This window comes from Mangrovimonas cancribranchiae (assembly GCF_037126245.1).
Classification (GTDB): domain Bacteria; phylum Bacteroidota; class Bacteroidia; order Flavobacteriales; family Flavobacteriaceae; genus Mangrovimonas; species Mangrovimonas cancribranchiae.
Genome location: NZ_CP136925.1, coordinates 1,472,880 through 1,496,185, shown reverse-complemented (window position 1 = coordinate 1,496,185; position 23,306 = coordinate 1,472,880). Strand labels below are relative to the sequence as shown.

Genomic DNA, 23,306 nt, shown 5'->3' with positions numbered 1-23,306 from the left:
GTTCTTTAATGTATTAAATTTGGAGAGGTGCCAGAGTGGTAATGGAGCAGATTGCTAATCTGTCAACGCGTAAGTGTTGCCGGGGTTCGAATCCCCGTCTCTCCGCCAGTTTTCGGGGTGTAGCGTAGCCCGGTTATCGCGCCGCGTTTGGGACGCGGAGGTCGCAGGTTCGAATCCTGCCACCCCGACTTCAGAATTATAATTCTTGAAGGGTCGCGTAGCTCAGCTGGATAGAGCATCTGCCTTCTAAGCAGACGGTCACAGGTTCGAATCCTGTCGCGATCACAAAGAGCCATGTCAGTAATGACGTGGCTTTTTTGTTTTTAATACTTTTTTCATTTTTTCCTTGGGTTCAATATGGGTTCAATTTTTCATAAATTAGTTTCTCAAATTAAATTGGATGAGTAAAACGTATATCTTTCAAGAGTATAAAAATAACGAATATCAGAACTTTGTCTCAGATGATTTAATTGAAGTGAATATAAATTCGTTTCAATTTTTTGAATTTGATATTCAAGAGATTTCTAGTTTTAGTAATACTTATAATAAAGGGTTAATTCCAGAATTTATAATCAACCATTTAAAGGAACTTTTAAATCATTATAAATTACAAGATTTTGAGCAAGAATTTATCTCGTTGTTATGTAGTTTCCAAAGTACTCATTTATTATATTTTGAAACTGACCTAAACGAATCACTTACAAATGATTTCGTAAATGCTATAAAGCAAAAAAAGCAAATTATTAAAGCTCTTAAACTTTACCAATCAGACAAGAAAAATATTACTTCCATACAGTTTAACCCTTTAAAAGAAAAGGCACTCAAAATAGATAATTGGTTTTTAAAAAAAGATATTTTTAATGCTTTGATATATTATTACGGAATCACTGAACAAGATTATAATTCTATCTTACAGGATGAAAATAATTTAGACTTTAAATATTCCGAAGAATATATACCTTATTATGTTGTTAATACAGTATGTCAATTTCTTATTAATAGAGATTTTAATCAAACGAATGCCTTAAAATTTATAGACTTTTTTCTTCGTATAGCTCAAATTAAATACACAAATGACAATAATACACATTGCATTGAGCTATATGATAATATAGAAGACAACATCAATTTAACTAATGGAGATATTAAGGCTCTTCGTCAAAAATTTATTGCACGTAAAAAAGATTTTTTAATCTAATTGAAACAAAAAACCATTTTTTTGACCACTTAACTGTTTCAAACTTTCCTTCTATAATATAGTTATTTCGCATCATAATAATCGAATCCCATACCGCGGTTTCAAATTTATGGGCTTCCTAATAAGTATATTATGAATAATGAAATTCTTATAGAAATAAAGAATATCCTAGAAAAACAAAACATAGTAAGTAAGGATATTCTAAACTTTGAGGAAGCATTAAGCTATCTCAAGGTGAGTAAGTCGTTTTTATATAAAATGACTTCTAAAGGTGAAATCACCTATTACAAGCCGAATGGAAAACTCATCTATTTTAAACGTTCGGATTTAGATGTTTGGATGCTCAGAAATGAAGTGTCTGGGACTAATGAGTTGGAAGATGAAATTGATAATTTTTTAAAGCGTGGTAATCATGGCTAAAAAAGAAAGCTCAATTTCATGGACTAACTTTACTTGGAATCCTTGGATGGGTTGCCATAAAGTTTCAGCAGGATGTAAATTCTGTTATTTGTATCGAAATTTTGAAAATCAAAATCAAGATGCTAAAAACGTTTTTATAAATACATCTCAATTATTTAAACCACTATCAATAAAAAAATCACAACTGATTTTTACATGTTCAATGTCAGATTTCTTTTTGCAAGAAGCTGATAAAGTCAGACCTCAAGTCTGGGAAATAATCAAAAATTCTCAGCATCATACTTTTCAGATTTTGACAAAAAGACCTGAACGAATCAAGAAATGTTTACCTAAAGATTGGTGTCAAAAAAACTACTCAAATGTGTGGCTTGGAGTAAGTATAGAATCCATGAATGAGCTTCATAGGCTTCATACTCTTAAAGATGTTCCATGTGAGTTACGGTGGGTTTCTTTTGAACCTTTATTAGGGGAAATATTTCTTTCAAAAGATGAGATTGATATAATTGATTGGGCTGTAATTGGTGGTGAATCTGGTACTAATGGAAATTATAGAAAGTCAGAGCTATCTTGGTTCTTATCATTAATGTATCAATTAAGAGATTCGCAAACACCTATTTTCTTTAAACAATTCGGTACATGGTATCATCATAACCATTTCTATTTAAGAGACTGGAAAGGTGAAAAGTATTGCCCAAATTTTAATGAGTTTTTTAGAATAAGACAATATCCAAAAATTAAAGACAATGGATAAAAATATGAAAATAGATGAGCAGATATATCAAAATCTGCCTGAACCGTTAAAACAATTAACGGATTTATTTGAAGACAGAGAACGAGATATTGTACTGCTGTCTTGCTTAGGAGTTTTAAGTGGATGTTTACCCAAAGTTTATGGTATTTATGGCGGTAGCAAAGTTTACTCAAATCTATACTTTTTTATCGTTGCACCAGCCGCATCAGGAAAAGGAGCAGTAAAATATGCAATCGGTCTTGTAAAATCTATTCATGAAAAAATTAAAAATGATAGTGAACAAGAAGCAAAAGATTGTAAAAAAAACAAGGACATTGACAATGACGACTGTCCTGGTATTAAGTACAAGATTATTGCAGGAAATACAAGTTCATCTCAAATATATTCATCGTTAGCAGACTCACATTATGGGAGTATTATTTTAGAGTCTGAAGCTGATTCTATAACAGGAGCTATGACGAATGACTGGGGGAATTTTAGTGATGTTTTGCGTAAAGCATTTCATCACGAAAAACTTTCAATAACACGTAAGAAAGACAACTTAAATTTAGAGATTGATAACCCTAGACTTTCTATGGTCCTTTGTGGAACACCTGACCAAGTAAAACCTCTAATTCAGTCTAAAGAAAATGGACTTTTTAGTAGGTTCATGTACTTTAAATTTAAAAACTATTCAGGTTGGAAAGATGTATTTGGCTATAGTGAAGATGTATCTAAACATTTTGAATCTATAGGTAATGACTGTATCTATCCTTTATATGGAAAGCTATTCCAAAATCCATCTGAAATTGAGTTTAAATTTTCACTTGAACAAATGGAATATTTTAATAATCTAATGACTCATATTTCAGATTCTGTAGTTGAAAATAATTCTGAAGATTTTATTTCTAATGTTAGAAGACACGGCTTGATTTTATTTAGAATAGCTATGGTACTAACCGTTATCAGAAATTACAGTAATGATAATCTTGATTTATCACAAGATATAATTTGTAATAATGTAGATTATGATATAGCGGCTTCATTGACTAAGAATCTTTTGAGACATGCACTACAAATTTTCAGCGAGTTCAATGATACCTTATTGAATCAGCAAGAAGATGATTTGCTGTTTTCCTTGAATGAAACTTTTATGAGAAAGGAAGCTATTGAGAAAGCAGAAAAATTTGGTATTCCTGAGCGAACCATGGATGAAAAATTAAAACAATGGAGAAAGAAAAAAGTCATCCGTAAAATCAAACACGGTAAGTATAAAAGAGTTTTAGGATAAGATTGCAATTTCTGCAATTTCAACAAAAAAACAGCCTCAATTTTGGGGCTGTTTATAACAATATAAAGATATGGCAAGTATTAAGATTATTCAAAAATCTAAAGCCTTGTCCAGTGGAGAGTATCCAATTTACCTTCAAATTATTAAATATGGAAAGGTAAAGCGTATTAGCTTGAATTTAAGCTGTCTAAAAGATGAATGGGATGGTAATGAGTTTAAAAGAAATCATCCAAATTATATAAAACGTAATCGACTGCTTAACAAGTTTAAGGAACGTGCTTATGCAGTTATTGACGAATTTGCTGTTAACGGTATTGATTTTACTTTATCCGAATTTGAGAATAAATTCAGAAATAAGAGGAAAGGAAACGTTACAACTGTATTGGAATTTTGGAACGAAAGAATAAACGACCTCAAAAAATCCCATAAAACAGGAAATGCACGTGCATATAAGGATGTCAAAAATTCATTTTTCAAGTTTAATAAAAACAAGAATATTCTATTTAGGGATATTACCCCTAAACTATTGGACAAGTATGAGGTTTATTTAAGAAATAGAAAAAACACAGATGGAGGTATCTCTCTTAAAATGAGAACCATTAGAGCATTATATAATTATGCTATTAAAATGGGAGAAGCTAATGCTCAAAATTATCCATTTAGAGCTTACAAAATTTCAAAACTCAAAGGTAAAAATGTAAAACGAGCATTAACAGTCTCAGAATTTAAAAAGTTTGAAGCTCTTGACCTAAATAAGTATCCTCATCTTACGGATACTAAGTATATGTTCTTATTTAGCTTCTATCTACGAGGTATTAATTATGTAGATATGATGAAACTAGAATGGAAAAATATTGAAGATGGTAAAGTGTATTATAAGCGTTCTAAAACAGGTAAGATTTTTATCATTAAAATACTTGAACCTGTACAGAAAATCTTGGATTATTATAAAGCACAAAACAGAGACACACCTTATGTGTTTCCTATACTTGGTAAAGTTGGATTAGAACCGATGCAAATTGAATATAGAAAAGATAAAATGCTTAAAGTATTTAATCGAGAACTTAAAGAGATTGCATCTATCCAAGGTATTAACAAAAACATTACCAGTTATGTTGCACGTCACTCATATGCTACAATAATGAAATATAAAGGCATTAGGACAGATGTAATTTCAGAATCCATGGGACATGCTAATTTAGATGTTACTAACAGCTACCTAAAGGAGTTTGAAAATGACATTATTGATGATGCCAACGAAAAACTATTAGACCTTTAGTTAAGAAACTTCTTAAAATATGTAAAGGATGGATATTATAAATATTCATCCTTTTTTCATGGAATTTATTCAGATAAAACTTAACAATTATAAACAACAATTATTAATTATTTTAAATACAAAAATTATGGAATTAAAGAAAAGTCAGAGAGAACGAGTAAAGCTACGAATTGGAATTTCTGGCGCATCAGGATTTGGCAAAACTCATAGTGCTTTATTGTTAGCCTATGGCATGACAAACGATTGGAGTAAAATTGCTCTTATAGACAGTGAAAACTCATCAGGGTCACTTTACAGCCACCTAGGAAACTATAATACATTGGATTTATCAGCACCATTTAGTCCAGAAAGATATATTAAAGCTATCAAAGTCTGCGAGGATGCAGGTATGGAAGTTATTATTATTGATTCCGTCAGCCCTGAGTGGTCAGGAACAGGCGGTTGCCTACAAATTCACGAACAACTCGGAGGTCGTTTTCAGGACTGGATGCCTGTAAAAAAAAGACATCAAGCCTTTATTGATAGTATCCTACAATCAAAATGCCATATTATTACAACTACAAGGCGAAAAATTGATTACTCATTAGATATTGGTAGCAATGGTAAGTCAAAAGTTGTTAAACATGGTACAAAAGAAATTACGGCTGACGGCTATGAGTATGAGCTGACGTTAAACTTTGAGTTAATAAATGACAATCATCTTGTTAGAGCTTCAAAGGATCGAACGGGACTATATATGAACAAAAGTGAATTTGTCATTACCTCAAAAATAGGTCGCCAGCTTTTGGACTGGTGCAACCAAGGTAGTATAAGCCAAAATGAAGTTGAATCAAGAATTAATGAATGTTTATCAATAAGTGAGTTAATGAAGCTCTACAAGGAGTTTCCACAGTTTCAGCAGACATTAAATAGTCAGTTTCAAAGCAAAAAACAACAATTAGAAAATTTAGTTAAACCTTCAAACTTCTCAAGCAATGGAATTAATAAAAGTTAAGCAAAATCAGGGAAGTAATAATACTTTCTTTCCTGATAGTAATAAGCAATTACAAAACAATCGTCTAGTACTATCAGAAAAGGAAAAAATAGAGCCTAACCCTTTTATTGAGGCTAATACAATGCAAGTGACAATGGAACACTTAAAAAAAGATTGTATCGTGCCAGTATTTAAGGATAGTGAGGTTGCGATTAGCCATACCGAATTTGTAGAAACTGCAATTAATGCAGTATCTGCAAGTTTAGGAAATGTTGAAATAACTAGACCTCAATTAAGGGTTTCACATATGGTAAAAGGGAGAACGCCTGATGCTTTGCACATTCCAACAAAGGATTTGCAAGACCATCAAAAGACAATTTTCTATGAGCGCGTTGCATGGGTTTCTAAAATACCATCACAAACCAAAATCATTAATGGAAATGAAGTTTCCTTATGTGTTGGTGGTGTAAAATCCTATTCAACAGATAATTTGCATAGTAAACATTCCGTGCAACGCTTTAAAATGTTTATTGGATATGTTAATAAAATCTGTACAAACCTGTGTATTTCAACAGATGGATATAAAGATGAAATTAAGGTTATGAGTACCCATGAACTTGGTGAAAAAGTAGCACAATTGGTTTCCAATTATGATGCTGACTTTCATCTAAATACTATGGAGCGATTATCACAATTTACTTTAAGTGAAAAACAGTTTGGTCAGCTTATAGGTAAAGCAAAACTTTATAACTATTTACCGAAAAGTGAAAAGCAAGAGTTACCTAATTTAATGTTGACAGATAACCAGTTCAGCACCATTGCAAAGGATTATTATAACGATGTTAATTTTTGCAGAAGTAAAGATGGTAGCATAGACTTATGGAAACTTTATAATTTATGTACAGGAGCTGTTAAGTCTAGTTATATTGACACATTTTTAAATCGAAACTTAAATGCATTTCAATTTGTAAATGGATTGGCACAAACTCTCAATGGGGATTCCAAGTACCAATGGTTTCTTGATTGATTTGAGTTGAAAGAACCACCTTGCCTTATGCAGGGTGGTTTAAATTATTTAAATTTAGATTATTGTTTTTATTTACTGTAATCACTTGGGTTTTTGGTATTACCATCTATAAAAACAAATATTTGAAAGGGTTTGTATTCGGAATTATTATTTTGAAAGCCATGAGTTTTCATTGTATTTATAATTATATTATTTATTGCTGGACTTGGCGGTGATTTTTTTTCTGTTAAGTCTAAAACACAAATAATTGAAACTAATTTAGAATTACCACTTGAATAAGCTAGAGGTTGATTACCATATTTTTCAATAATTTTATTTCTTTCAGATAATTTCGTTTCTACTTTTAATTCTGTTGGAATGCCTTTAAAAGTAATTTCAACTCTGCCACCCGCATTGTGAGCTTCTTTAGATATATTTTCACCTATACTTGGATTTGCCGTTAAATGCTGAATAAGCTCATCTCTAAATTTATCTTCTTTATAATTTTTTACACCTTTGTATTTACCACTTTGTAAACAATAGCCTTGATAATTAACAATTCCATTAAGTAAAGTAAAGAAATTATTTTTTTCTTCATTATCTAATTGTTTTATCAAGGGGTCGTTATATAGTTCAAAACTCTTTTTATCCATCATTTTAAAACCTGTTTGAAAAATTTCATTTTTTTCATCTAAGACTTTTGTTATTAATTCATCATATCCTATGATTGTTGGGCAAATTTTATCTTTCTTGTTTGAAAAAAATGGAATTAGTTTTATGGTAATTAATTCATCTAAACTATTTTGAGAATAGTTAAAAAGAATACTACCATTGACCTCATATTGCAATTTATCATTATCAAGTTGTATTTCTTCAATATTTAATTCAAAAATTTTTGAACTTGTTGTTGATGGCTGAATTTTTAGAATTTTATAACCAGAAGGAATATTATTCAATTTCACAATACCTTTAATAATATATACTTCTTTCGATTTGAGTATTTGTGGATTTGCCCAAGGATTATTTCTTATATATAGTTCTAATGAAACTATATTAACTTCATTTTCCTCATGTGTTTTTTCATTAATATTTTCACTATAGAATTTTTTTTCATTTTTCCTTAAATGATAAATAAAGGGAATTTTTATTTCAGCATACTTATTAACTAATTCTATGATCTTTTCTGGGTTAAAATCTTTAATAACTTTTATAGACTCTATAATATTTTGAATTTGTTCTTTTAATAATGGAATATGGCTGAAGCAATCAGTGTTTATAAGTGACATATTAGTTTTAGAAGCAATCAATTTACTGTTAGAATTTATATTGCCTTCTAATATATCTTTAGACCATTCGATTAGAAACAATATACCAATTCCCAGTGATTTTAAACTAAAGAAAAAACCTTCTTCTTTTGAGTTAGACGAAAGGTCTTCAAGTTTTTTATAGTTAGATAACAACTCATTTTTCTCATTTAAAACAATATCTATATTTTTAATTTTAAAATTGTAGAAAAGAGTAAATTGTTTTTTGGTTAATGCTTCTTGAATTGCAATAACCTCATTTTTTGAAATTTCTTGATTATCAATTAATCCACTTAATTCAAGGTTAGATATATTATTTTGTTTAATTAAAGCTAGTTTTGCAAACCTTGAGAACTCATCAATTTTATTAAAGAAATAATCAAGAGTTTTAATACTTGGAATTTTTTCTTTTATGAAACTAGTAATCTCTAAAATATCTTCGTTTAAACCATAAAAGGAAAAAATAATTAGAGTGAAGTTTAAATCATTAATATATAAATCAATATTTTCAAGACTTCTCTTTTTGATATTTTCTTTCATAATCTCTTTGAAAGATAATAAGTCAATCAAGTTTAATGAAAGAATTTCTATATAGATTTTCCCTCTATCAGAATTAAGGAAAGGTTGAAATTTATTTGGTGTAGTTTTATTAAGAAACAATAAGGAACATTCTAACCATAGAGCATTGTAGTAACTATTCTTTTTCCTAAAGGTATTAAGTTCTTTTAAAGAGTTTAGACAAGAATAATAATCACCATTCCTGCAATATTCAATTAAGTATTTTTTTATCAATACTTTCTCAACTTTATCAAAATGGTTTGGATTAACCCCCTTACTTACATACATTGATTGCTTGAATAATTTTTTACAAAATTCAACATCTCTATCATTTTCATTATGATAAACCTCTAATAGGTCAAGTAAATATGCTAAAAGAATGTGCCTACCTTTAATATCCAGTAAGTCAAATAGTTTATAAGTTATTTCTGTTGCAGTTTTATGAACAATCACATACTTGTCTTTGTACAAGTTCAGGAGAGTTTTAGTATCTTCATTAGTTATCCTTTTTTTATTAATCAGAATTTGTTTATAGCAAAGAATAGTGTATTTTTTTATGAGATTGTCACTATCATTGAGGAAAATTTCTAGTAAACTAAAAATGGTTTGAGGAACAATGTTAAAATGATTTGATAATAGTTTTTCAATAAACTTTAATGCTTGTACTCTTAATGAAATATTCTTAAAGTCTAACAACCAACTATGTAAATCTGGTAAAATATTAGTCAATAAAATAGAATCATTGACACCATCCCTTAAAATTTCAATAAAGAATAGTTTTAGTTGTGTACCATTTTTGTCCTTTTCTTCAATATTTCTGATAATTTCAATTAACTTTTCATAAAGTTTAGTTGGATTATGTTTTAATAAGTTTTTAAGAATACCTTTAAGTTCACGAATTTCATGTTCAAGTTTATTTTCTTCATTAATTATATCATAAACATTCTTTCCTTTTAAGGGATTAAAAGTTAGTGTGTCTTTATCTAAGTCTTTTTTATACCATTCAAAAGTGGATTTTGCAATAACGGAATTACTTAAAACCCCAATAAAACTATCAAAATCTTTTAGTATCATTTCTGGATTTTCTCTACTAAAATTTTCTAATGTGTTTATTGCTTTTTTCTTTAATTCTGGTGGGTTTTTATCTAAACAAATTTTGATAAGTTGATTAATTAAATTTAATGTGTATGTGCTTTTAGTATTCTTTTTAGAGTCATTTATATACAACTCATAAAACCTAAATACTTCAATTTTACCTCCAATAGTCATTTTTTCAAATTCGTTATTAATGGTATCAAAAACTTTTTGAGCATGTGATTTTGTTATTTTAACTAAAGTATTTGAAATAATAAAATCAGCAGATTTTGGAAAATCTGAGTCTTGAAGGTCTAACGACTTTACTAAGTCTTTGATTAAAGGGATTGTTGTGTTACAGTTTAATGAAAAGAGGTGATTTAAAATTAATACAGTATTTGCTCTGAAATTAGAATCTGATTCTTGTAAACTTTTCTTGAAAAGAAAATAAAAATCTTCGCGATATGTTATATACAAATTGTTGAAGAAAGAAATTATTGAAGTTGAATGATTTTCAAAATGATTATATCTGTCAAATGAACTCAAGTCATAATTTTTTATTAGATAAGGTGAAATATTAATCACCTGTTCTTTTTTTAGATTTTTAAAAGGCAAAACTTTTAAAAATAGATTAACTGTCTTTTCATTTTCAATGAGTGAAATTACTTTCTCTTGAAAGTATTTTGAGATAACATTTTCATTATGTGCTATTATGTTTTGACAAGAATCAATTATTAGATTATTAATTTCATCATCATTTAAATAAATAGATAAATAATCTAAAGATAAAGAGGTGAAGAATGACGGAGACAATTTACTAGCTTCAAATAATTCATTTGCTTTTTTCTTAATATTTGAAGAGCTTTCTTTTAATGAAATCAATAGCTTTAGAATGGATACTTCTGTAGTTTTTAATTTTTCTTTGTCTTTTAGAAAATCATTTAATTTTTGTTCTAATAGTCTTATAATTTCTAACTCTTGTGATTTTTCCCTCTCCCTTTTTTTTCTTCTTTTTTCATGTTCTATGAGTACAACTCTTCCAAAATTGTTTTTACTTAACTCATTATGAAACTTACAATTTGGGCAATTGCCAACAATAAAGTCATGAGCAATCCATTCAAGGTTCATAGCACTACCACCTCTAAATTGAGTACATGATATGGTATTCATTGTAGGTAAGCCCATTTCACCCATCATCCCTCCATATTCTGAGTCAATTTTTATATTAGAACACCAGTTTTTTATTTTTGGAATTAAAGAATTACTTTTCTTTCCTAAATTTATAGAGTCTTTAAATTGATTATGACTATTATTTATTCTAGACATTATTTAGCTATTAACATTTCAAGAGTTAGTTTGTACAATTTCTCATTTAACTTTTAAATTACTGAAATCATCAAAAACTATTTCTTTTATATTTCTGTAGGTTAGATGGTTTAATTTCAAGTTGTCATAATCAGAAACAAAAGACAACTTTTTATTTATCATGTCTTTTTTAATATCATGGTATGATATTCCTTCCCAGACTTGGCATTCTAAATATTCAGCTAATTTATCACAACCATTATCGGCTAGATAAATAATTTCAGTACCGCCAAAAATTGATATTATATCATAAACATTTTTTCTAAATTCATTTAGGTAATCTGTCTTTTCATCTTCATATAAAAATCGATACTTATATATAGTTATCAATTCAACACAGTTCTCATAAACCCTTATGTTAAATACAAAAGGACTGTTATAACATATTAATTCTTTAGCATCTATATCTGGTATAACCTTATCTTGTTTTTCGCAATAAATTTCTGGAAATTCATATTCCCAATCTCCAGTTAGTTTACCTGAACCAATAATAGTAATATGGTCTAATTTTAACGCCTTTAAATTAGCCAGAAACTCATCTTTGTTCTCTTTAATAGTGTTTTTTGTAAAAGACCTACAGTTACTTATAATATGTAAATCAGTAGTCATTTTACAACCCTTTAATTACTTCAATTACACTATGTGCTGTATAAGTATTCTCAACTTGTTTAGATTCAAATACCATGAAGTATTTATAGTTATCTCCAGCTTTTTCAGCCCAAGTTTTACCTAAAATATTTTTATTTCTACTATCATCATTATCATACACATCACCTTTTGTTTCTAATAAGATAATGTTACCTTTTTTAGTGTAAAGTATAAAATCTGGATAATGATTAGAGCTAAAACCATTTAAAGCAAAACCTTTGCCTCTTTCAAGATTTCTGTGCCAGAACACTATGTTGTCTAGTGAAGCTACTTCCATAATCATTTTTTGCTCATAGTTGTTCATACTAGCTTCTCTATCATAGAGTGATTTGCTTATAGTTGTACTAGGGTTTAAAAAGGATAATGATTCAGGAAACTCAAAATTTTCTTTTACAACAATCTTGTTGCTATCTATAAGAATTTTAAAACGCTCTTTAGCATAAGTGTCTGTTAATTCATTGATTTTGTCTTTAATCTTTTTTACATAAATAAAGTCATTATCTACTATATCTCTGATTTGTTCACTAGATAAATTGTCAAAAACTCGACTTACATATTTTTGTAATTCTTGTTGAGAAATAGGTGTCATATCTCCCAATTTGGAAACTATGATACTACTTATTTGATTTATTTGTGATTCTTTAGGTTTAGACAAAATAGTATCTACTAGAATGTCTTTTGCTCTCTTACTTACCTTTTGGGCAGTAGCAGTTTTTTTTTGCTCATTAAAATCTACAGCATATATCTCTTTAGAAATATCATCAAAAGTTACTTGTGTACTGTAATTTGATAGTTTAAAACCATCTAAAAGACTAACCTTATTAAGATATAGGTCTTCTGAATTTAATTCTTCAAATAAACTAACACCATCCAGTTCACTTTCTTCTACTTTTTTAAAGAATTGAGGTAATTTTATAGTGTTGGCAATAGCTTTAAATTGAGAGTCTAGCTTATAGACTTTTGGTGCAGTTTTCATAATATCTGTAAAAATAGAAGTCGTATCATCAATCTCTATATCATTAACTTTCTGCTCAAAAGTTTGTCCTTCAACTTTTGCTTTTTCTGTGATATGAGATACTAAAGTGTTTTGCTGATTAATAGTATCAAGTGTAACCTCTTCATTAGGGTTGAATTTAACTGCATCAACATCAAAATCTTCATCAGATTGTACATAGTCATCAGGTTTAGGTTCATCTGCAAATAAGTCTTGGGTCAATACCTCATTAGGTGTTAATTCTTCTTCTTTAGCTTCTTCTGCATAATAATCATCTTTACTAAATCCTGATTCTTGTAACCCTTTAACAATGCTATCTAGTGTTTCATTAAACTTTGATGAAGCTGTTAATACAAAAGACATATTTAATAATGCTTCTTTGTGTTTAACTACATAAGGTTGTCTTAAAACTCTTCCTAAAATTTGTTCTACTTCTACTGCTGAAGATTTATCTGCAAGTGAAGCTAGTATATAGGCATTAGGGCAATCCCAACCTTCTTTTAAAGCATTTACTGTAATTATATATTTTACAGGACAATCTTTAGCCATTAGGTCAATACCTTTAAGCTCATCAATACCGCTAGTTTTAATTTTTATCTGTTCTTCTGGAATTTGAAGTTTTACTAACTGTTCCTTTATTTTTTGAAACGTAGTATTGTTTTTTCCTTTTATATTAGATTGTGCTTGAAATAATATAATTGGTCTAATGTATTTTCCTGTAGCTTTTTCTTCTTCAATAGCTAATAGTTCTAATTGTCTTTGTAGGTGTAAAGCACTTGTAATAACCTCTTCTTTTTTATGATGGTTATAAACAACAACAGGTAGCTTAACCATATGTTCTTTTTTAAGAGCCAAGGCATTTACAAAAGAGATAATATTACTATTTTCTTTAGGTGTAGCAGTAAGGTCTAGTACTAAAGAGGGATTTAAGTTATTTAGCATCTCTACACTTAAATCGCTTTCTGCATTATGACTCTCATCTACAATAACAATAGGGTTGAGGCTTCTTATAACATTAATTAAAGCAGTTTCATCTGTATCTGGTAACACAAAGTCTTTATCTACAATAGTATTTCTAAAAGCCTCTAATGCACCATTTTCTTGAAACACTTTTCTGTCATCTTTCTTTCTTGAGTTTATGCGTAAACTACTAAAGTTAAATACAAAAATGTTTAGCTGTTCTGTTACAGAAGTAGGGTTAAAATTAGCTCCTTGTAGTAACTGGTCTTTTTCATAAACTTCAACTCTGTTACCAAATAAACTATTTAACTTTTCTCTATAAGGATGGTTAGGATTTGATAAATTATTTACAGTTTGTTGCAACAAATTAGACCAAGGTACTAGCCAAACCACTGCTTTTGCATTTCCCTGATAAAAATGCTTGTTTATGGTATGCAAAGCATTACAAGCTATAAAGGTTTTACCACCAGCAGTAGGCACTTTTATGGCTATGTGTACTGCATTTGGAATATTGTCTTTATAGGGCTTCATACCTTCAAAAGAACCATCTAATTGTGGTGTATAAGGCATTCCTAATTTATCTTCCCAATATTTATTAAAAGCATTAGCAGGTGTTGCTTCTTTTTGCACGTAAGACAAAAAATGCTCTAAATCTTTTATTACTTTATGTTGGTATGGTTTTAATTCCATTAATATCCCTGATTTTTTTTATAACTATTTAATTTAAATAGTAATTTTTTTATTTTTAGTAGTCTTTCCCATAGTTTATCAATAGTGTTATTTTTATCTAAAAGACTTCTTGTTGGGTGAGCTATCTTGTTTCTAATGTTGTTTATACTATTCAAATCTTCCCAATTATTTCCTGAATATGAAAGATTTTTAAATAGTTTCTTTTTAAGAATGATGTTAAATAAATCTACAAGAAAAAAATGCTCAGTTAAATAATTTTCAAGACCACTTTCAACAAGTTCTTCATATTGATTAATAATACTTTGGTATTTATTAGTTTTACACTTATCTTTCATATTAGCCTGTTCAAATGCTATAGCCTTTTCATTGAGCCAATCAAGTATTTCTTCATGAGATAAATGGTAATTAACAAATAATGCAAGTTCTTTTTCTAATTCACAGATTAAACTAAATATATAGATTTGAACCTGTTTACAATTTAAATTACCTATAGTAATTAGTCCAGAAACATCATCATTAAAGCTAAGAAAATAAAAGGTTCTCTTTTCTTTATGAAACTTATCAATTATAGTTTCAATATTTGTATTTAAGGGTATTATGTCTTCAAAAGATATGGTATGTTTTTCTATATGTTCAAAATTATCTGGTGCTTTGGTTTTATAAAATTCATTGATATTACCATTTTTTGAAACAATTGGTAAATGGTCAAATCTTTGACTTTTCATTTTTTTAATGTGATTAATACCATCATCTTCTGATTCATGTATGTACTCCCATCTTTTTTTACTAATACCAACTGTTGCGGCACTAATTTTTACTTTACCATCATCTAAAAAATATAAATCTTCAATCATTCTTTTAGTATTAAAATCTGGTTATATCTCTTGGTATCTTTTTAAACACAATATTATACTTGTCCATAATGCTTTGGTCTAGCAAACAATTATCTGCATAAATAATGTACTGACTAGCTTTGGTTTTAATAGACCTTAAAAAACTTTCATCTAATGTGGTTAAGCTATCTTTTTGGTAATAGAAATAATAAGCTGTATCATTTTTAGAGCCTAATAAGTAGTCTTCTTTAGGTTTTGTAAATGGTGTTTTAGCTTCACTATACCAAACATACTCTAGTATTTTATCTAAGGCAATATCTTCATTCAAAAAACCATTATCTAAAAATAAAGACTCTCCAAGCTCATAGTAAGTAAAATCTCCTCCTGTACCCTTTACAGCTTTTTTGTCTTCTCCATAACCATTTATTACTCTTTTTACTCTTTCAGCAGTAATGGTATTGGCATAGTCTTCCATTTCTACTAAAATGAATTTTCTATTACCACCATCATATTTGTTAAGGTTTAATACTGCATGAGCAGTTGTACCTGAACCAGCAAAGGAATCTAGTATGATTGCATCTTTTGGAAAGTGTGATAATAATTCCTCAATTAATTTTGGAGGTTTTACAGTGTCAAAACCTACAGCTTCTCCCATTACCTCATTTAAAATTTCTTTGCCATTAAGAGCTGAACCTACCTGTTCTGAACTAAAGTGAGACCAAAATGGTATAAATTTTCTTTTTTCTAATTCATCTTCTGGGTAAACAGCTCTTTTGACCAAGCCATCTACAATTTCTAATCTATTATTTTTTTCAAGCTCAATAGCTGTGTCTATACCTATCTGCCATCTTTTCCCATCTCTAGGTTTTTGTCCTAAAATTTCAAATTTCATAGTGTCTCTTTGATAGCCACCAGCATCAGATTTTTCAATAATTTCAAATCGACATTTTCCTAAAACCCCTGTATGAGGATACTTTAGTCCACTTTCAATTTCTTCTAATATAAAGCCATTAATGTTATTTTTGTTTTTAGCATAAAAAACAATAGGTTCAACTTTTTGTTGTAAACCAAATCTAGCTGAACCAGAATTAATTGGTTGTGTAGTGGATTCCCAAGTTAGCTCTCCAAGATAGTTTCTTTCACCAAAAATTTCATTACATATGCATTTTAGATGAGTATGTTCATACTTAAAGTTAATTGATATGAATATTACTCCATCTTTAGCGAGAAGTTTATTGAGTAAAACTAACCTTGGATACATCATGCACAGCCATTTGTCATGCCTAGACAAATCATCACTTTCAGCTCCAACTATTTTACCCAACCACTTTTTTATTTTAGGACTATTTACATTATCATTATAAATCCATTTCTCATCACCTGTATTGTAAGGTGGGTCTATATAGATGCATTTTATTTTACCCTCATATTCTGGTAGTAAACTTTTTAAGGCTTCTAGGTTATCGCCATGTATAATTTTGTTTTCACTGGCATTGCCAGTTTTATTATCTAAACCAAAAGTATATTGGGGTTCTAGAATTTTATAAGGTACATCTTGGTGGTGGTTTATTACTTTTTCTTTTCCTATCCAGTTAAGTGTTGGCATATGGTTAGTTCTTTACTTCTGTTTTAATTCTTTTTAACGCTAGTTTTATGGCATCTAAAGCCACTTGTTCTCCTTGTACATCTTCATATACTTTTTCACTTAGCCATAGGGTTAATAGCTTGTTGTAGTCTATATCTAAAGCTAAAGCAAGTTTATCTATTTGTTCTCTTGTGGGTTTTCTATCTCCTTTTTCAATTTTACTTATAAGAGCAGTATCTGCATCTATCATAGAGGCTACTTCTCTTAATAATAGGTTTTTAGTTTCTCTTTTAGATTTTAATAATTCTGAGAGTGTCATTTGCTAGTCAAATTAGTTCTTGTCAAAGATTGTCTAAATCTAGTAAGTTTAAATGTCATATAAAATTTTTTTAAAATTTTTTTGGTGAGGTCATATCGTGAATCTAACTCACCTTGCTCAACACCCCCACCCATACTTGAGCAAAGGGGAATCCCCACCCCTCTGTGAGTAAAACAAAATTTTTTAGTCGTCAAGAAAAAAATGAACAAGGTGATAGCTGTTCCTTTTCTGATAGTTGAAGATGTTGTTTTACGAAAAGAAATGTTCAACTCAAAAATTTTAAAATCATGGTACGAATTGTTAACTATCAACAAAGAGAATCTGATGAAGGCAATGTATTCTTTGCTTTAATCATTCAAGGTGGTGTAGAATTAGTGCAAAGTAGAGAAACTAACAACTTCTATGCTACAGCAAGAAAAGCATCTATTTCATCAACTTTTGATGAAGAAACCTGTAAGTCCTTATTAGGAAGTGAAATTCCTGGTGAAATAGCCAAAATTGAATGTGACCCTTATGATTACACAATCAAGGAAACAGGAGAGATTATTCAATTATCTCATAAGTATCAATATGTTCCTGAAACACCATCAGGAAGAAATGATATGAGTGAGTCCACAATTGATGATTTTGTTCCTAGTGAAACTGCAAGTGAGGAACATCACCCATTACTATCTAGTTAAAATCAACATGCCCAAGACTAATGGTTTTGGGCATTTATTTTTTGAATTATGAATACAATACAGGAAATAAAAGTCTCTTACACTTCAGGTAATAGAGATAAGGTAAAGATTACTAACAGTAAGGATAGTTATGAACTGCTTTTGTCTTGTTGGTCTCAGAAAATCATTGAGTTACAAGAGGAATTTAAGGTGTTACTGCTAAATAGAAACCATCAAGTTTTGGGAATCTATCCTTTATCAAAAGGAGGTGTGTCAGGTACAGTAGTAGATGCTAAGTTGGTTTTTAGTGTAGCTTTAAAGTGTAACGCTTCAAGTATAGTCATAGCTCACAATCATCCTTCAGGAAATTTAAAACCTAGTGAAGCTGATTTAAGACTAACAAAAAAACTTAAAGAAGCAGGAAACTATTTAGATGTTAAAGTCCTTGACCATATCATACTATCAAGAGAAGGATATTATAGTTTTGCAGATGAATCACAAATGTGAATGAAGTTACAAACCACTCTTTAAGGCTATAAATATGACAATTAAGAATTGTTCAGATATATATTAATAGCCATTTTTTAATTCCATCAGGGAGAATTTAGATTGATGAATTAGAACAGTATTAAGTTTGCCCTTATAACAATTTAAATTTTAAAAATGGAATATTTAGTTTTAAGAGAGATTCATTTAGGTTACTTAATTGAAGCAGTTAATAAGCACATTGAAAAAGGCTGGAAACCACAGGGAGGAGTTAATGCATGTAGAGATAAATGGGGAGCAGGAAATAATGAAATAGCTTATTTACAAGCATTAATTAAATAGTTTTTTTATTTTTATAATCTAAGTTTACTTATGTGTTAAACAAGATTAGAAAAAAAATAAATTCATTACCTAAAAAAAGAACAAGTGTGTTATTAAATAGCACACTTGTTTATTTATTAGGGGATGGTGATAAAGAAAAAGCTATTAATAAGCTACGGTCTTTAAAGGAAGAAACTAATTCAGAAGAAGAATTTCTTGAGGCTTTTAAAAGAGAAGTGAATTATGACTTTTTCAATGCTTTGTATTCAGAACTAAACTTTAATAATATTTCTGGTCTTATTAGAAGTTTTAGAAGCATAAAAGAAAAAGTTCCTGAACTTAAAAAATTAATAACCAATCAAAAAGGAGTTGATGCAATTTTAAATGATAAAGCAGGTCTAAAATCTATTATTGTTAAAACAATCTTTATAAAGAAAAATGAAGAAATTACAGATGATGAGTTGATGATGTCTTTATTTAAACAGTTTTCAATTTCTAAAGAGGATATTGCTCTTGAATTTGGTACTACAAAGAAAACACTCAACAAATGGTTGAATGAAACAGGGCTTTTTGATAAAGAATTTACAAAAGCTATTTCAAGAAATCAAGGTGTCTATTTCAATGAGTATTTAAAAATTTTTGAAACTTTGTTTTTAGCTAAAGAAGAAGGTAAGTTAGATATTGAAAATAATATAGAAATTTATGTAAATAGGTTAAATCAACCTTTATCTTATTTTAAAGAAGATATTGCTGTTTTATGTGATTCAGATAAGAAAACTTTAAAAGATGTAACATCTATTAAAAAGGTAGCTTATTATAGTTTTATAGATAAGTTTCCTTATAGTCTATCTAGGGAGTTAATTGAAAAAATGGACTCTCAAATAGAATACTAGTCAAATTTTAGTAATTCAGAAAGACTAACCTCAAGTTTATCAGCAATTTTACTCAATGTATAAATTGTTGGATTAGTATTACCAGCTTCAATACGACTAAAGTTTGACTTTTCTATGTTACATGCTGCTGCAATGTCTTGTTGCTGAATCATCTTTTTCTCTCTTAATTCTTTAATCCGTTTACCAACAGCTAATTGTAACTTTGTTTTGTCTGTCATTTCTTTAGATAGGTTGACACACAAAGTTGTTGTTTATGATAACTAAATGGTTATCATATATGATAAATAGCTATTTTTGAATTTTAACTGTACAGAATCTAAGTCAATCAAAACTTAATCAACACACCAAACAAATTATTAACTATAAATTTTTTACAATGAAATCAATTTTAAAACTAACCCTAATATTAATGTCATTTTTAGTAGTTGCTTGTAGCTCATCAGATGACTCTAGTGATGCTAATCAAATCGATTCACAAATAATAGGAAAATGGTATTTTGGTAATCCCTTAATAGTGGGGTTAGAAACTAATAATTCTTTTACATTCAATGCAAATGGAGAGGTGGTTTATTCTTATTGGAGTGGTGGAGCTGACTTTGATTTTTTAACAGAGACAGGAACATATAGTTTCAATGGAGATATAATGACTATGGTTTTTCCAGAGGGAGTTACACTAACCTTTGTGCAACGAGTAGAATTTATTACTGATAATATTGTAGAGTTTATCCAAACCTCAAACCCAAATGATAATGCCTATGAGGGGGATTATTTTAGAGATGGTGCAGATAATTATGATTTACCACCTACTGTAAAGGAGTATGAAATTAGAATATCTGGTGAGAGTTCTTCTAGTCAACAATATCCTATTGTAATTGAATATTATTCAGATGATGAAAATGGTCAAGTTTTCACTGAAACAGTAAATTCACAAACTAATACCGACATAATTCAAAATTTGAATTTAGAATCTTTTAATATCATTGGTTTTGAATATGATGTTACTGGCTATGAAGATAGTGTTATATATGAAGTTCAGATAAAAGATGTTGAGACTAATACTATACTGTTTTCAAATAGTTCATTAAGTATTGAAGATAACGAAGTCTTTACTTATAACTTTTCTGAAGATTCTTTTACAGTAGAATAAGCTAAGACCAATGTAAACTTAAACCACCTTTTATTCAGGTGGTTTTTTTATACCCTAATACTATGGAAATTAAACTGCCATTTAGAATAGGAGAACAATACGAAAACTATGAATTTGATTTAAATGAAGGAGTGGTAGTAAGTGTTAATGATTTTGAGTTTATAAAATATGAATTAACCCAATATTCTATTAAGAAGTATGGTATTCACCCATCAATGGAAGTATCACTTTATTTTAATGCTGATATATTAGGCATTATTGAGTTGACATTGGCTAAAGGAGATGACTTGGGGTTTTCTGTACTATCAGAAAATGTAAATATCATATCTATTCTTTATGCTGATAGTTTAATTACAACTTCTATAACTCATTTTAAATATCTAAAATTCAATTAAACTAAAACAAACACCCACTTCTCAAATTTATCTATATTATTTTTTTTAAAGAAAGTTAATTTTTAAAAAGTTATCATATATGATAAATATTTATTTTTATAACAAATTATATATACTATGAGTAATTTTGATTTGAGCTTATTGGGTTTCTTGAAAATTCAAAAAAATATTGATTATGATTTGTTGGATTTGGACAATGAAAAAGTAATAGTAAAATTCGCTTTACAAGAAAAATCTTCAGAATACAGAAAGTATATATTTAAGAATTTAGATGACAAAAAGAAATTAAAATCTGGTTATGTTATTTTATTAGTTGCGATAGTTGGTATTTTTTTGTGGAGTTATCTAATTACAATATATGAACTAACTATAATTAATATTATTATTGGCTTAGTAGCAATAGTTGCATCTTTTTTTATAGGTTCTGCGTGGGGAGTAATAAATGATTTACATTTTGCAAAATCATTAATCTTTAGTGACACAAATATTATTTTTAAAACTATAATTCGAGCAACTAAAAAATACCCGATTAAAAAGATTTTTATACGAGTAATAGATTCTGAGACTTATATTTATTTTCAATCGTACAATTATATCATTTATTTTAAAAGTAGTTTTCCAGAGCAATTAGTACATGAATTTTTTTGTAAAATATCTTTAGAAAATAAAATAGAAATTGATGGATAACTCTTTATATGATGGTAATATAATTTCAATAGATAAAGTTGAATTTTGGTTACTCAAAAACCAAGACGAATACAATCATCTTAAATCTCTTAGAGAGGGTGAATTGCGACCTTTGTCAGAATATGTAACAGCAGAAGATAAGTTTGTAGATTTATATGAACAGTTAGATGAAGTGTCAAGATACCATAGGTTTGAACCTTACTGCAAAGAACAATTAGAGATTTACGCTTTAATTAAAAATGATGGTTTAAAGCTAAAGGAGTGGTTTAGCACTATTGAAAGTTTTTACTATGAGGAATTAATACATTTCTCAGTAAATTATTTAGACTATTTAGGAAACGGTAAGGAATATCACTTAAACGTTTTTTCTCAACTTAATAAAGAGATGAAATTATTTATTGATAGAGATGATTTTAAAAATACAATTAGTCTTAGTAATATTCTTAATTCAATAATTAGTTCCGCCGAATTTGAATAATTTGAACTTAGCGTTTTATACAAATTTGCAAATTTTGCAATTATTGCATATTTACAATTCTACTAAACAATGTCTATTTTCGGGTTCAATATAGGTTCAATTATTGTAGAACCAATTGCTTTTATGTGATAATAAAGGAAAACAATAGCTTTGTAAGTGTTTGTTTATCAGTTAAATGAATCTATTTGAAATAAAGTGACAAGATTCGATTCAGACTTCTAAGCAGACGGTCACAGGTTCGAATCCTGTCGCGATCACATTAAGCCATGTCAGTAATGACGTGGCTTTTTTGTTTATCTAACTATGGGTTTTGTGAATTTGTTTGATTTTGTCAAAACTAATGTGCGTGAAATCGTCTATAACTGTGTCGGCTAGTGAATAATCTTGAGCCTTTGAGTTTTTACTATCATAACCAACACAAAAAATCCCTGCTGCTTTTGCTGCTTTTATACCGTTTGTAGAGTCTTCGATAACCATACAATGTTCTTTATTAAAACCTGTAGAATTAGCTGCTTTAATAAAAATTTCAGGATGTGGTTTAGAGGCTTTTAAATCGGCACCACTAAATTTTGCATCAAAATATTTATCTAACTCAAACCTATCAAACACACTATTTATGGTATTCATGTGTGCCGATGAAGCTAAAACAAGTTTAAGGCCGTTGTTGTGATAATCTTTAATTAAGTCTAAAACACCATCGATTAATTGTAAATCAGGATCGTTTTTAAATAGTTCTTTAAAACTTTGTCGTTTTAATTGAACAAGTTCTTCAGGGGCATGTGGTAAGTTAAAATCGGCTTTTACTTGTTTACAAATATTTATGGTAGAGCTTCCTGTATGCGACCGGTAATAAGCATCAGAAACATTAATATTTACCTGATTAAACATACTGTAGTAAGCCTTGTGGTGTAAGGGTTCGGTGTTTACAATTACACCATCCATATCGAATAAAGCAGCTTTTAGCATAACTAATTTTTTGCTAAGATAAGAAGCTTATCGTGTTTTAATATTAA

The 23,306-nt window shown here is 28.9% G+C and carries 23 protein-coding genes and 3 tRNA genes; 18 read left to right on the top strand and 8 right to left on the bottom strand.

Annotated elements, in window-relative coordinates; all coding sequences use genetic code 11:
* Nucleotides 1-21 precede the first annotated feature (21 nt).
* The 10 genes from R3L15_RS06715 to R3L15_RS06670 all read left to right on the top strand — a co-directional run bounded on the left by R3L15_RS06715 (nt 22) and on the right by R3L15_RS06670 (nt 6,918).
* Nucleotides 22-108, top strand: a tRNA-Ser gene (locus R3L15_RS06715).
* 5 nt (nt 109-113) lie between these two features.
* A tRNA-Pro gene (locus R3L15_RS06710) sits at nt 114-188 on the top strand.
* Nucleotides 189-211: 23 nt separating this feature from the next.
* Nucleotides 212-285: transfer RNA gene (locus tag R3L15_RS06705), tRNA-Arg, on the top strand.
* Between the two features lie 115 nt (nt 286-400).
* Nucleotides 401-1,198, top strand: a complete 798-nt coding sequence (locus R3L15_RS06700) for a hypothetical protein (protein WP_338734035.1) — start codon at nt 401-403, stop codon at nt 1,196-1,198.
* A 132-nt stretch (nt 1,199-1,330) separates the two neighbouring features.
* Nucleotides 1,331-1,618, top strand: a complete 288-nt coding sequence (locus R3L15_RS06695) for a helix-turn-helix domain-containing protein (RefSeq protein WP_338734033.1) — start codon at nt 1,331-1,333, stop codon at nt 1,616-1,618.
* A complete protein-coding gene (locus tag R3L15_RS06690; RefSeq protein WP_338734031.1) occupies nt 1,611-2,369 on the top strand; it encodes a DUF5131 family protein in 759 nt (252 codons plus the stop codon). Before R3L15_RS06695 ends, R3L15_RS06690 begins: the two co-directional genes overlap by 8 nt.
* Complete coding sequence (locus R3L15_RS06685; protein WP_338734029.1) at nt 2,362-3,639, top strand: DUF3987 domain-containing protein; 1,278 nt, start codon at nt 2,362-2,364, stop codon at nt 3,637-3,639. Before R3L15_RS06690 ends, R3L15_RS06685 begins: the two co-directional genes overlap by 8 nt.
* A 70-nt stretch (nt 3,640-3,709) precedes the next feature.
* Entirely contained in the window at nt 3,710-4,918 is a 1,209-nt protein-coding gene (locus R3L15_RS06680) for a site-specific integrase (RefSeq protein WP_338734028.1), read from the top strand.
* A 28-nt stretch (nt 4,919-4,946) separates the two neighbouring features.
* Complete coding sequence (locus tag R3L15_RS06675) at nt 4,947-5,912, top strand: AAA family ATPase (protein WP_338734027.1); 966 nt, start codon at nt 4,947-4,949, stop codon at nt 5,910-5,912.
* Nucleotides 5,893-6,918: a DUF3871 family protein gene (locus tag R3L15_RS06670; protein ID WP_338734026.1), complete on the top strand. Its 1,026-nt coding sequence runs from the start codon at nt 5,893-5,895 to the stop codon at nt 6,916-6,918. Before R3L15_RS06675 ends, R3L15_RS06670 begins: the two co-directional genes overlap by 20 nt.
* A 68-nt stretch (nt 6,919-6,986) precedes the next feature.
* On the opposite strand, the gene R3L15_RS06665 is transcribed toward R3L15_RS06670, so the two are convergent.
* From R3L15_RS06665 to R3L15_RS06640, 6 genes are read right to left on the bottom strand one after another with little or no spacing between them, the layout of a single operon-like run.
* Nucleotides 6,987-11,159 (bottom strand): hypothetical protein, encoded by a 4,173-nt coding sequence (locus tag R3L15_RS06665; RefSeq protein ID WP_338734025.1) that lies wholly within the window; start codon nt 11,157-11,159, stop codon nt 6,987-6,989.
* A gap of 42 nt (nt 11,160-11,201) precedes the next feature.
* On the bottom strand, nt 11,202-11,807 hold the full coding sequence (locus R3L15_RS06660) for a hypothetical protein (RefSeq protein ID WP_338734024.1): 606 nt from the start codon (nt 11,805-11,807) through the stop codon (nt 11,202-11,204).
* A gap of 1 nt (nt 11,808) precedes the next feature.
* On the bottom strand, nt 11,809-14,490 hold the full coding sequence (locus R3L15_RS06655) for a DEAD/DEAH box helicase family protein (RefSeq protein WP_338734022.1): 2,682 nt from the start codon (nt 14,488-14,490) through the stop codon (nt 11,809-11,811).
* Entirely contained in the window at nt 14,490-15,344 is an 855-nt protein-coding gene (locus tag R3L15_RS06650; RefSeq protein ID WP_338734020.1) for a hypothetical protein, read from the bottom strand. The genes R3L15_RS06655 and R3L15_RS06650 overlap by 1 nt, the downstream gene beginning before the upstream one ends.
* A gap of 10 nt (nt 15,345-15,354) precedes the next feature.
* Nucleotides 15,355-16,929 (bottom strand): site-specific DNA-methyltransferase, encoded by a 1,575-nt coding sequence (locus R3L15_RS06645; RefSeq protein WP_338734018.1) that lies wholly within the window; start codon nt 16,927-16,929, stop codon nt 15,355-15,357.
* A gap of 4 nt (nt 16,930-16,933) precedes the next feature.
* The gene (locus R3L15_RS06640; RefSeq protein WP_338734017.1) at nt 16,934-17,227 is read right to left on the bottom strand and encodes a helix-turn-helix transcriptional regulator; all 294 of its coding nucleotides are present in this window, start codon (nt 17,225-17,227) and stop codon (nt 16,934-16,936) included.
* A gap of 287 nt (nt 17,228-17,514) precedes the next feature.
* On the opposite strand from R3L15_RS06640, the gene R3L15_RS06635 reads away from it, so the two are divergent.
* The 4 genes from R3L15_RS06635 to R3L15_RS06620 all read left to right on the top strand — a co-directional run bounded on the left by R3L15_RS06635 (nt 17,515) and on the right by R3L15_RS06620 (nt 19,586).
* Nucleotides 17,515-17,907 (top strand): hypothetical protein, encoded by a 393-nt coding sequence (locus R3L15_RS06635; RefSeq protein ID WP_338734016.1) that lies wholly within the window; start codon nt 17,515-17,517, stop codon nt 17,905-17,907.
* A gap of 48 nt (nt 17,908-17,955) precedes the next feature.
* Nucleotides 17,956-18,393 (top strand): JAB domain-containing protein, encoded by a 438-nt coding sequence (locus tag R3L15_RS06630; protein WP_338734015.1) that lies wholly within the window; start codon nt 17,956-17,958, stop codon nt 18,391-18,393.
* A gap of 156 nt (nt 18,394-18,549) precedes the next feature.
* Nucleotides 18,550-18,714, top strand: coding sequence for a hypothetical protein (locus R3L15_RS06625; RefSeq protein ID WP_338734014.1), 165 nt, complete (start codon nt 18,550-18,552; stop codon nt 18,712-18,714).
* Between the two features lie 86 nt (nt 18,715-18,800).
* The gene (locus tag R3L15_RS06620; RefSeq protein ID WP_338734013.1) at nt 18,801-19,586 is read left to right on the top strand and encodes a hypothetical protein; all 786 of its coding nucleotides are present in this window, start codon (nt 18,801-18,803) and stop codon (nt 19,584-19,586) included.
* On the opposite strand, the gene R3L15_RS06615 is transcribed toward R3L15_RS06620, so the two are convergent.
* Nucleotides 19,583-19,804: a helix-turn-helix transcriptional regulator gene (locus R3L15_RS06615; RefSeq protein WP_338734012.1), complete on the bottom strand. Its 222-nt coding sequence runs from the start codon at nt 19,802-19,804 to the stop codon at nt 19,583-19,585. The two genes, R3L15_RS06620 and R3L15_RS06615, sit on opposite strands and share 4 nt — an antisense overlap.
* A 158-nt stretch (nt 19,805-19,962) precedes the next feature.
* Here R3L15_RS06615 and R3L15_RS06610 point away from each other — a divergent pair, with 158 nt between their 5' ends.
* The 4 genes from R3L15_RS06610 to R3L15_RS06595 all read left to right on the top strand — a co-directional run bounded on the left by R3L15_RS06610 (nt 19,963) and on the right by R3L15_RS06595 (nt 22,293).
* Entirely contained in the window at nt 19,963-20,733 is a 771-nt protein-coding gene (locus tag R3L15_RS06610) for a lipocalin family protein (RefSeq protein ID WP_338734010.1), read from the top strand.
* Nucleotides 20,734-20,795: 62 nt separating this feature from the next.
* Nucleotides 20,796-21,128 carry a hypothetical protein gene (locus R3L15_RS06605; RefSeq protein ID WP_338734008.1) on the top strand — a complete coding sequence of 111 codons (333 nt, stop codon included), beginning with the start codon at nt 20,796-20,798 and terminating at the stop codon, nt 21,126-21,128.
* 117 nt (nt 21,129-21,245) lie between these two features.
* Entirely contained in the window at nt 21,246-21,815 is a 570-nt protein-coding gene (locus R3L15_RS06600; RefSeq protein ID WP_338734006.1) for a hypothetical protein, read from the top strand.
* Complete coding sequence (locus tag R3L15_RS06595) at nt 21,808-22,293, top strand: hypothetical protein (protein WP_338734005.1); 486 nt, start codon at nt 21,808-21,810, stop codon at nt 22,291-22,293. The genes R3L15_RS06600 and R3L15_RS06595 overlap by 8 nt, the downstream gene beginning before the upstream one ends.
* Before the next feature lie 297 nt (nt 22,294-22,590).
* On the opposite strand, the gene R3L15_RS06590 is transcribed toward R3L15_RS06595, so the two are convergent.
* On the bottom strand, nt 22,591-23,259 hold the full coding sequence (locus R3L15_RS06590; RefSeq protein ID WP_338734003.1) for an HAD-IA family hydrolase: 669 nt from the start codon (nt 23,257-23,259) through the stop codon (nt 22,591-22,593).
* Between the last annotated feature and the right edge of the window lie 47 nt (nt 23,260-23,306).

What these genes read in the sequence shown, in the direction of transcription:
- R3L15_RS06700 (WP_338734035.1), top strand. Translation starts at nt 401, where the DNA reads ATGAGTAAAACGTATATCTTTCAAGAGTATAAAAATAACGAATATCAG.
- R3L15_RS06685 (WP_338734029.1), top strand. Translation starts at nt 2,362, where the DNA reads ATGGATAAAAATATGAAAATAGATGAGCAGATATATCAAAATCTGCCT.
- R3L15_RS06695 (WP_338734033.1), top strand. Translation starts at nt 1,331, where the DNA reads ATGAATAATGAAATTCTTATAGAAATAAAGAATATCCTAGAAAAACAA.
- R3L15_RS06665 (WP_338734025.1), bottom strand. Translation starts at nt 11,159, where the DNA reads ATGTCTAGAATAAATAATAGTCATAATCAATTTAAAGACTCTATAAAT.
- R3L15_RS06650 (WP_338734020.1), bottom strand. Translation starts at nt 15,344, where the DNA reads ATGATTGAAGATTTATATTTTTTAGATGATGGTAAAGTAAAAATTAGT.
- R3L15_RS06640 (WP_338734017.1), bottom strand. Translation starts at nt 17,227, where the DNA reads ATGACACTCTCAGAATTATTAAAATCTAAAAGAGAAACTAAAAACCTA.
- R3L15_RS06645 (WP_338734018.1), bottom strand. Translation starts at nt 16,929, where the DNA reads ATGCCAACACTTAACTGGATAGGAAAAGAAAAAGTAATAAACCACCAC.
- R3L15_RS06605 (WP_338734008.1), top strand. Translation starts at nt 20,796, where the DNA reads ATGGAAATTAAACTGCCATTTAGAATAGGAGAACAATACGAAAACTAT.
- R3L15_RS06670 (WP_338734026.1), top strand. Translation starts at nt 5,893, where the DNA reads ATGGAATTAATAAAAGTTAAGCAAAATCAGGGAAGTAATAATACTTTC.
- R3L15_RS06590 (WP_338734003.1), bottom strand. Translation starts at nt 23,259, where the DNA reads ATGCTAAAAGCTGCTTTATTCGATATGGATGGTGTAATTGTAAACACC.
- R3L15_RS06595 (WP_338734005.1), top strand. Translation starts at nt 21,808, where the DNA reads ATGGATAACTCTTTATATGATGGTAATATAATTTCAATAGATAAAGTT.
- R3L15_RS06610 (WP_338734010.1), top strand. Translation starts at nt 19,963, where the DNA reads ATGAAATCAATTTTAAAACTAACCCTAATATTAATGTCATTTTTAGTA.
- R3L15_RS06630 (WP_338734015.1), top strand. Translation starts at nt 17,956, where the DNA reads ATGAATACAATACAGGAAATAAAAGTCTCTTACACTTCAGGTAATAGA.
- R3L15_RS06635 (WP_338734016.1), top strand. Translation starts at nt 17,515, where the DNA reads ATGGTACGAATTGTTAACTATCAACAAAGAGAATCTGATGAAGGCAAT.
- R3L15_RS06625 (WP_338734014.1), top strand. Translation starts at nt 18,550, where the DNA reads ATGGAATATTTAGTTTTAAGAGAGATTCATTTAGGTTACTTAATTGAA.
- R3L15_RS06655 (WP_338734022.1), bottom strand. Translation starts at nt 14,490, where the DNA reads ATGGAATTAAAACCATACCAACATAAAGTAATAAAAGATTTAGAGCAT.
- R3L15_RS06680 (WP_338734028.1), top strand. Translation starts at nt 3,710, where the DNA reads ATGGCAAGTATTAAGATTATTCAAAAATCTAAAGCCTTGTCCAGTGGA.
- R3L15_RS06615 (WP_338734012.1), bottom strand. Translation starts at nt 19,804, where the DNA reads ATGACAGACAAAACAAAGTTACAATTAGCTGTTGGTAAACGGATTAAA.
- R3L15_RS06660 (WP_338734024.1), bottom strand. Translation starts at nt 11,807, where the DNA reads ATGACTACTGATTTACATATTATAAGTAACTGTAGGTCTTTTACAAAA.
- R3L15_RS06675 (WP_338734027.1), top strand. Translation starts at nt 4,947, where the DNA reads ATGGATATTATAAATATTCATCCTTTTTTCATGGAATTTATTCAGATA.
- R3L15_RS06690 (WP_338734031.1), top strand. Translation starts at nt 1,611, where the DNA reads ATGGCTAAAAAAGAAAGCTCAATTTCATGGACTAACTTTACTTGGAAT.
- R3L15_RS06600 (WP_338734006.1), top strand. Translation starts at nt 21,246, where the DNA reads ATGAGTAATTTTGATTTGAGCTTATTGGGTTTCTTGAAAATTCAAAAA.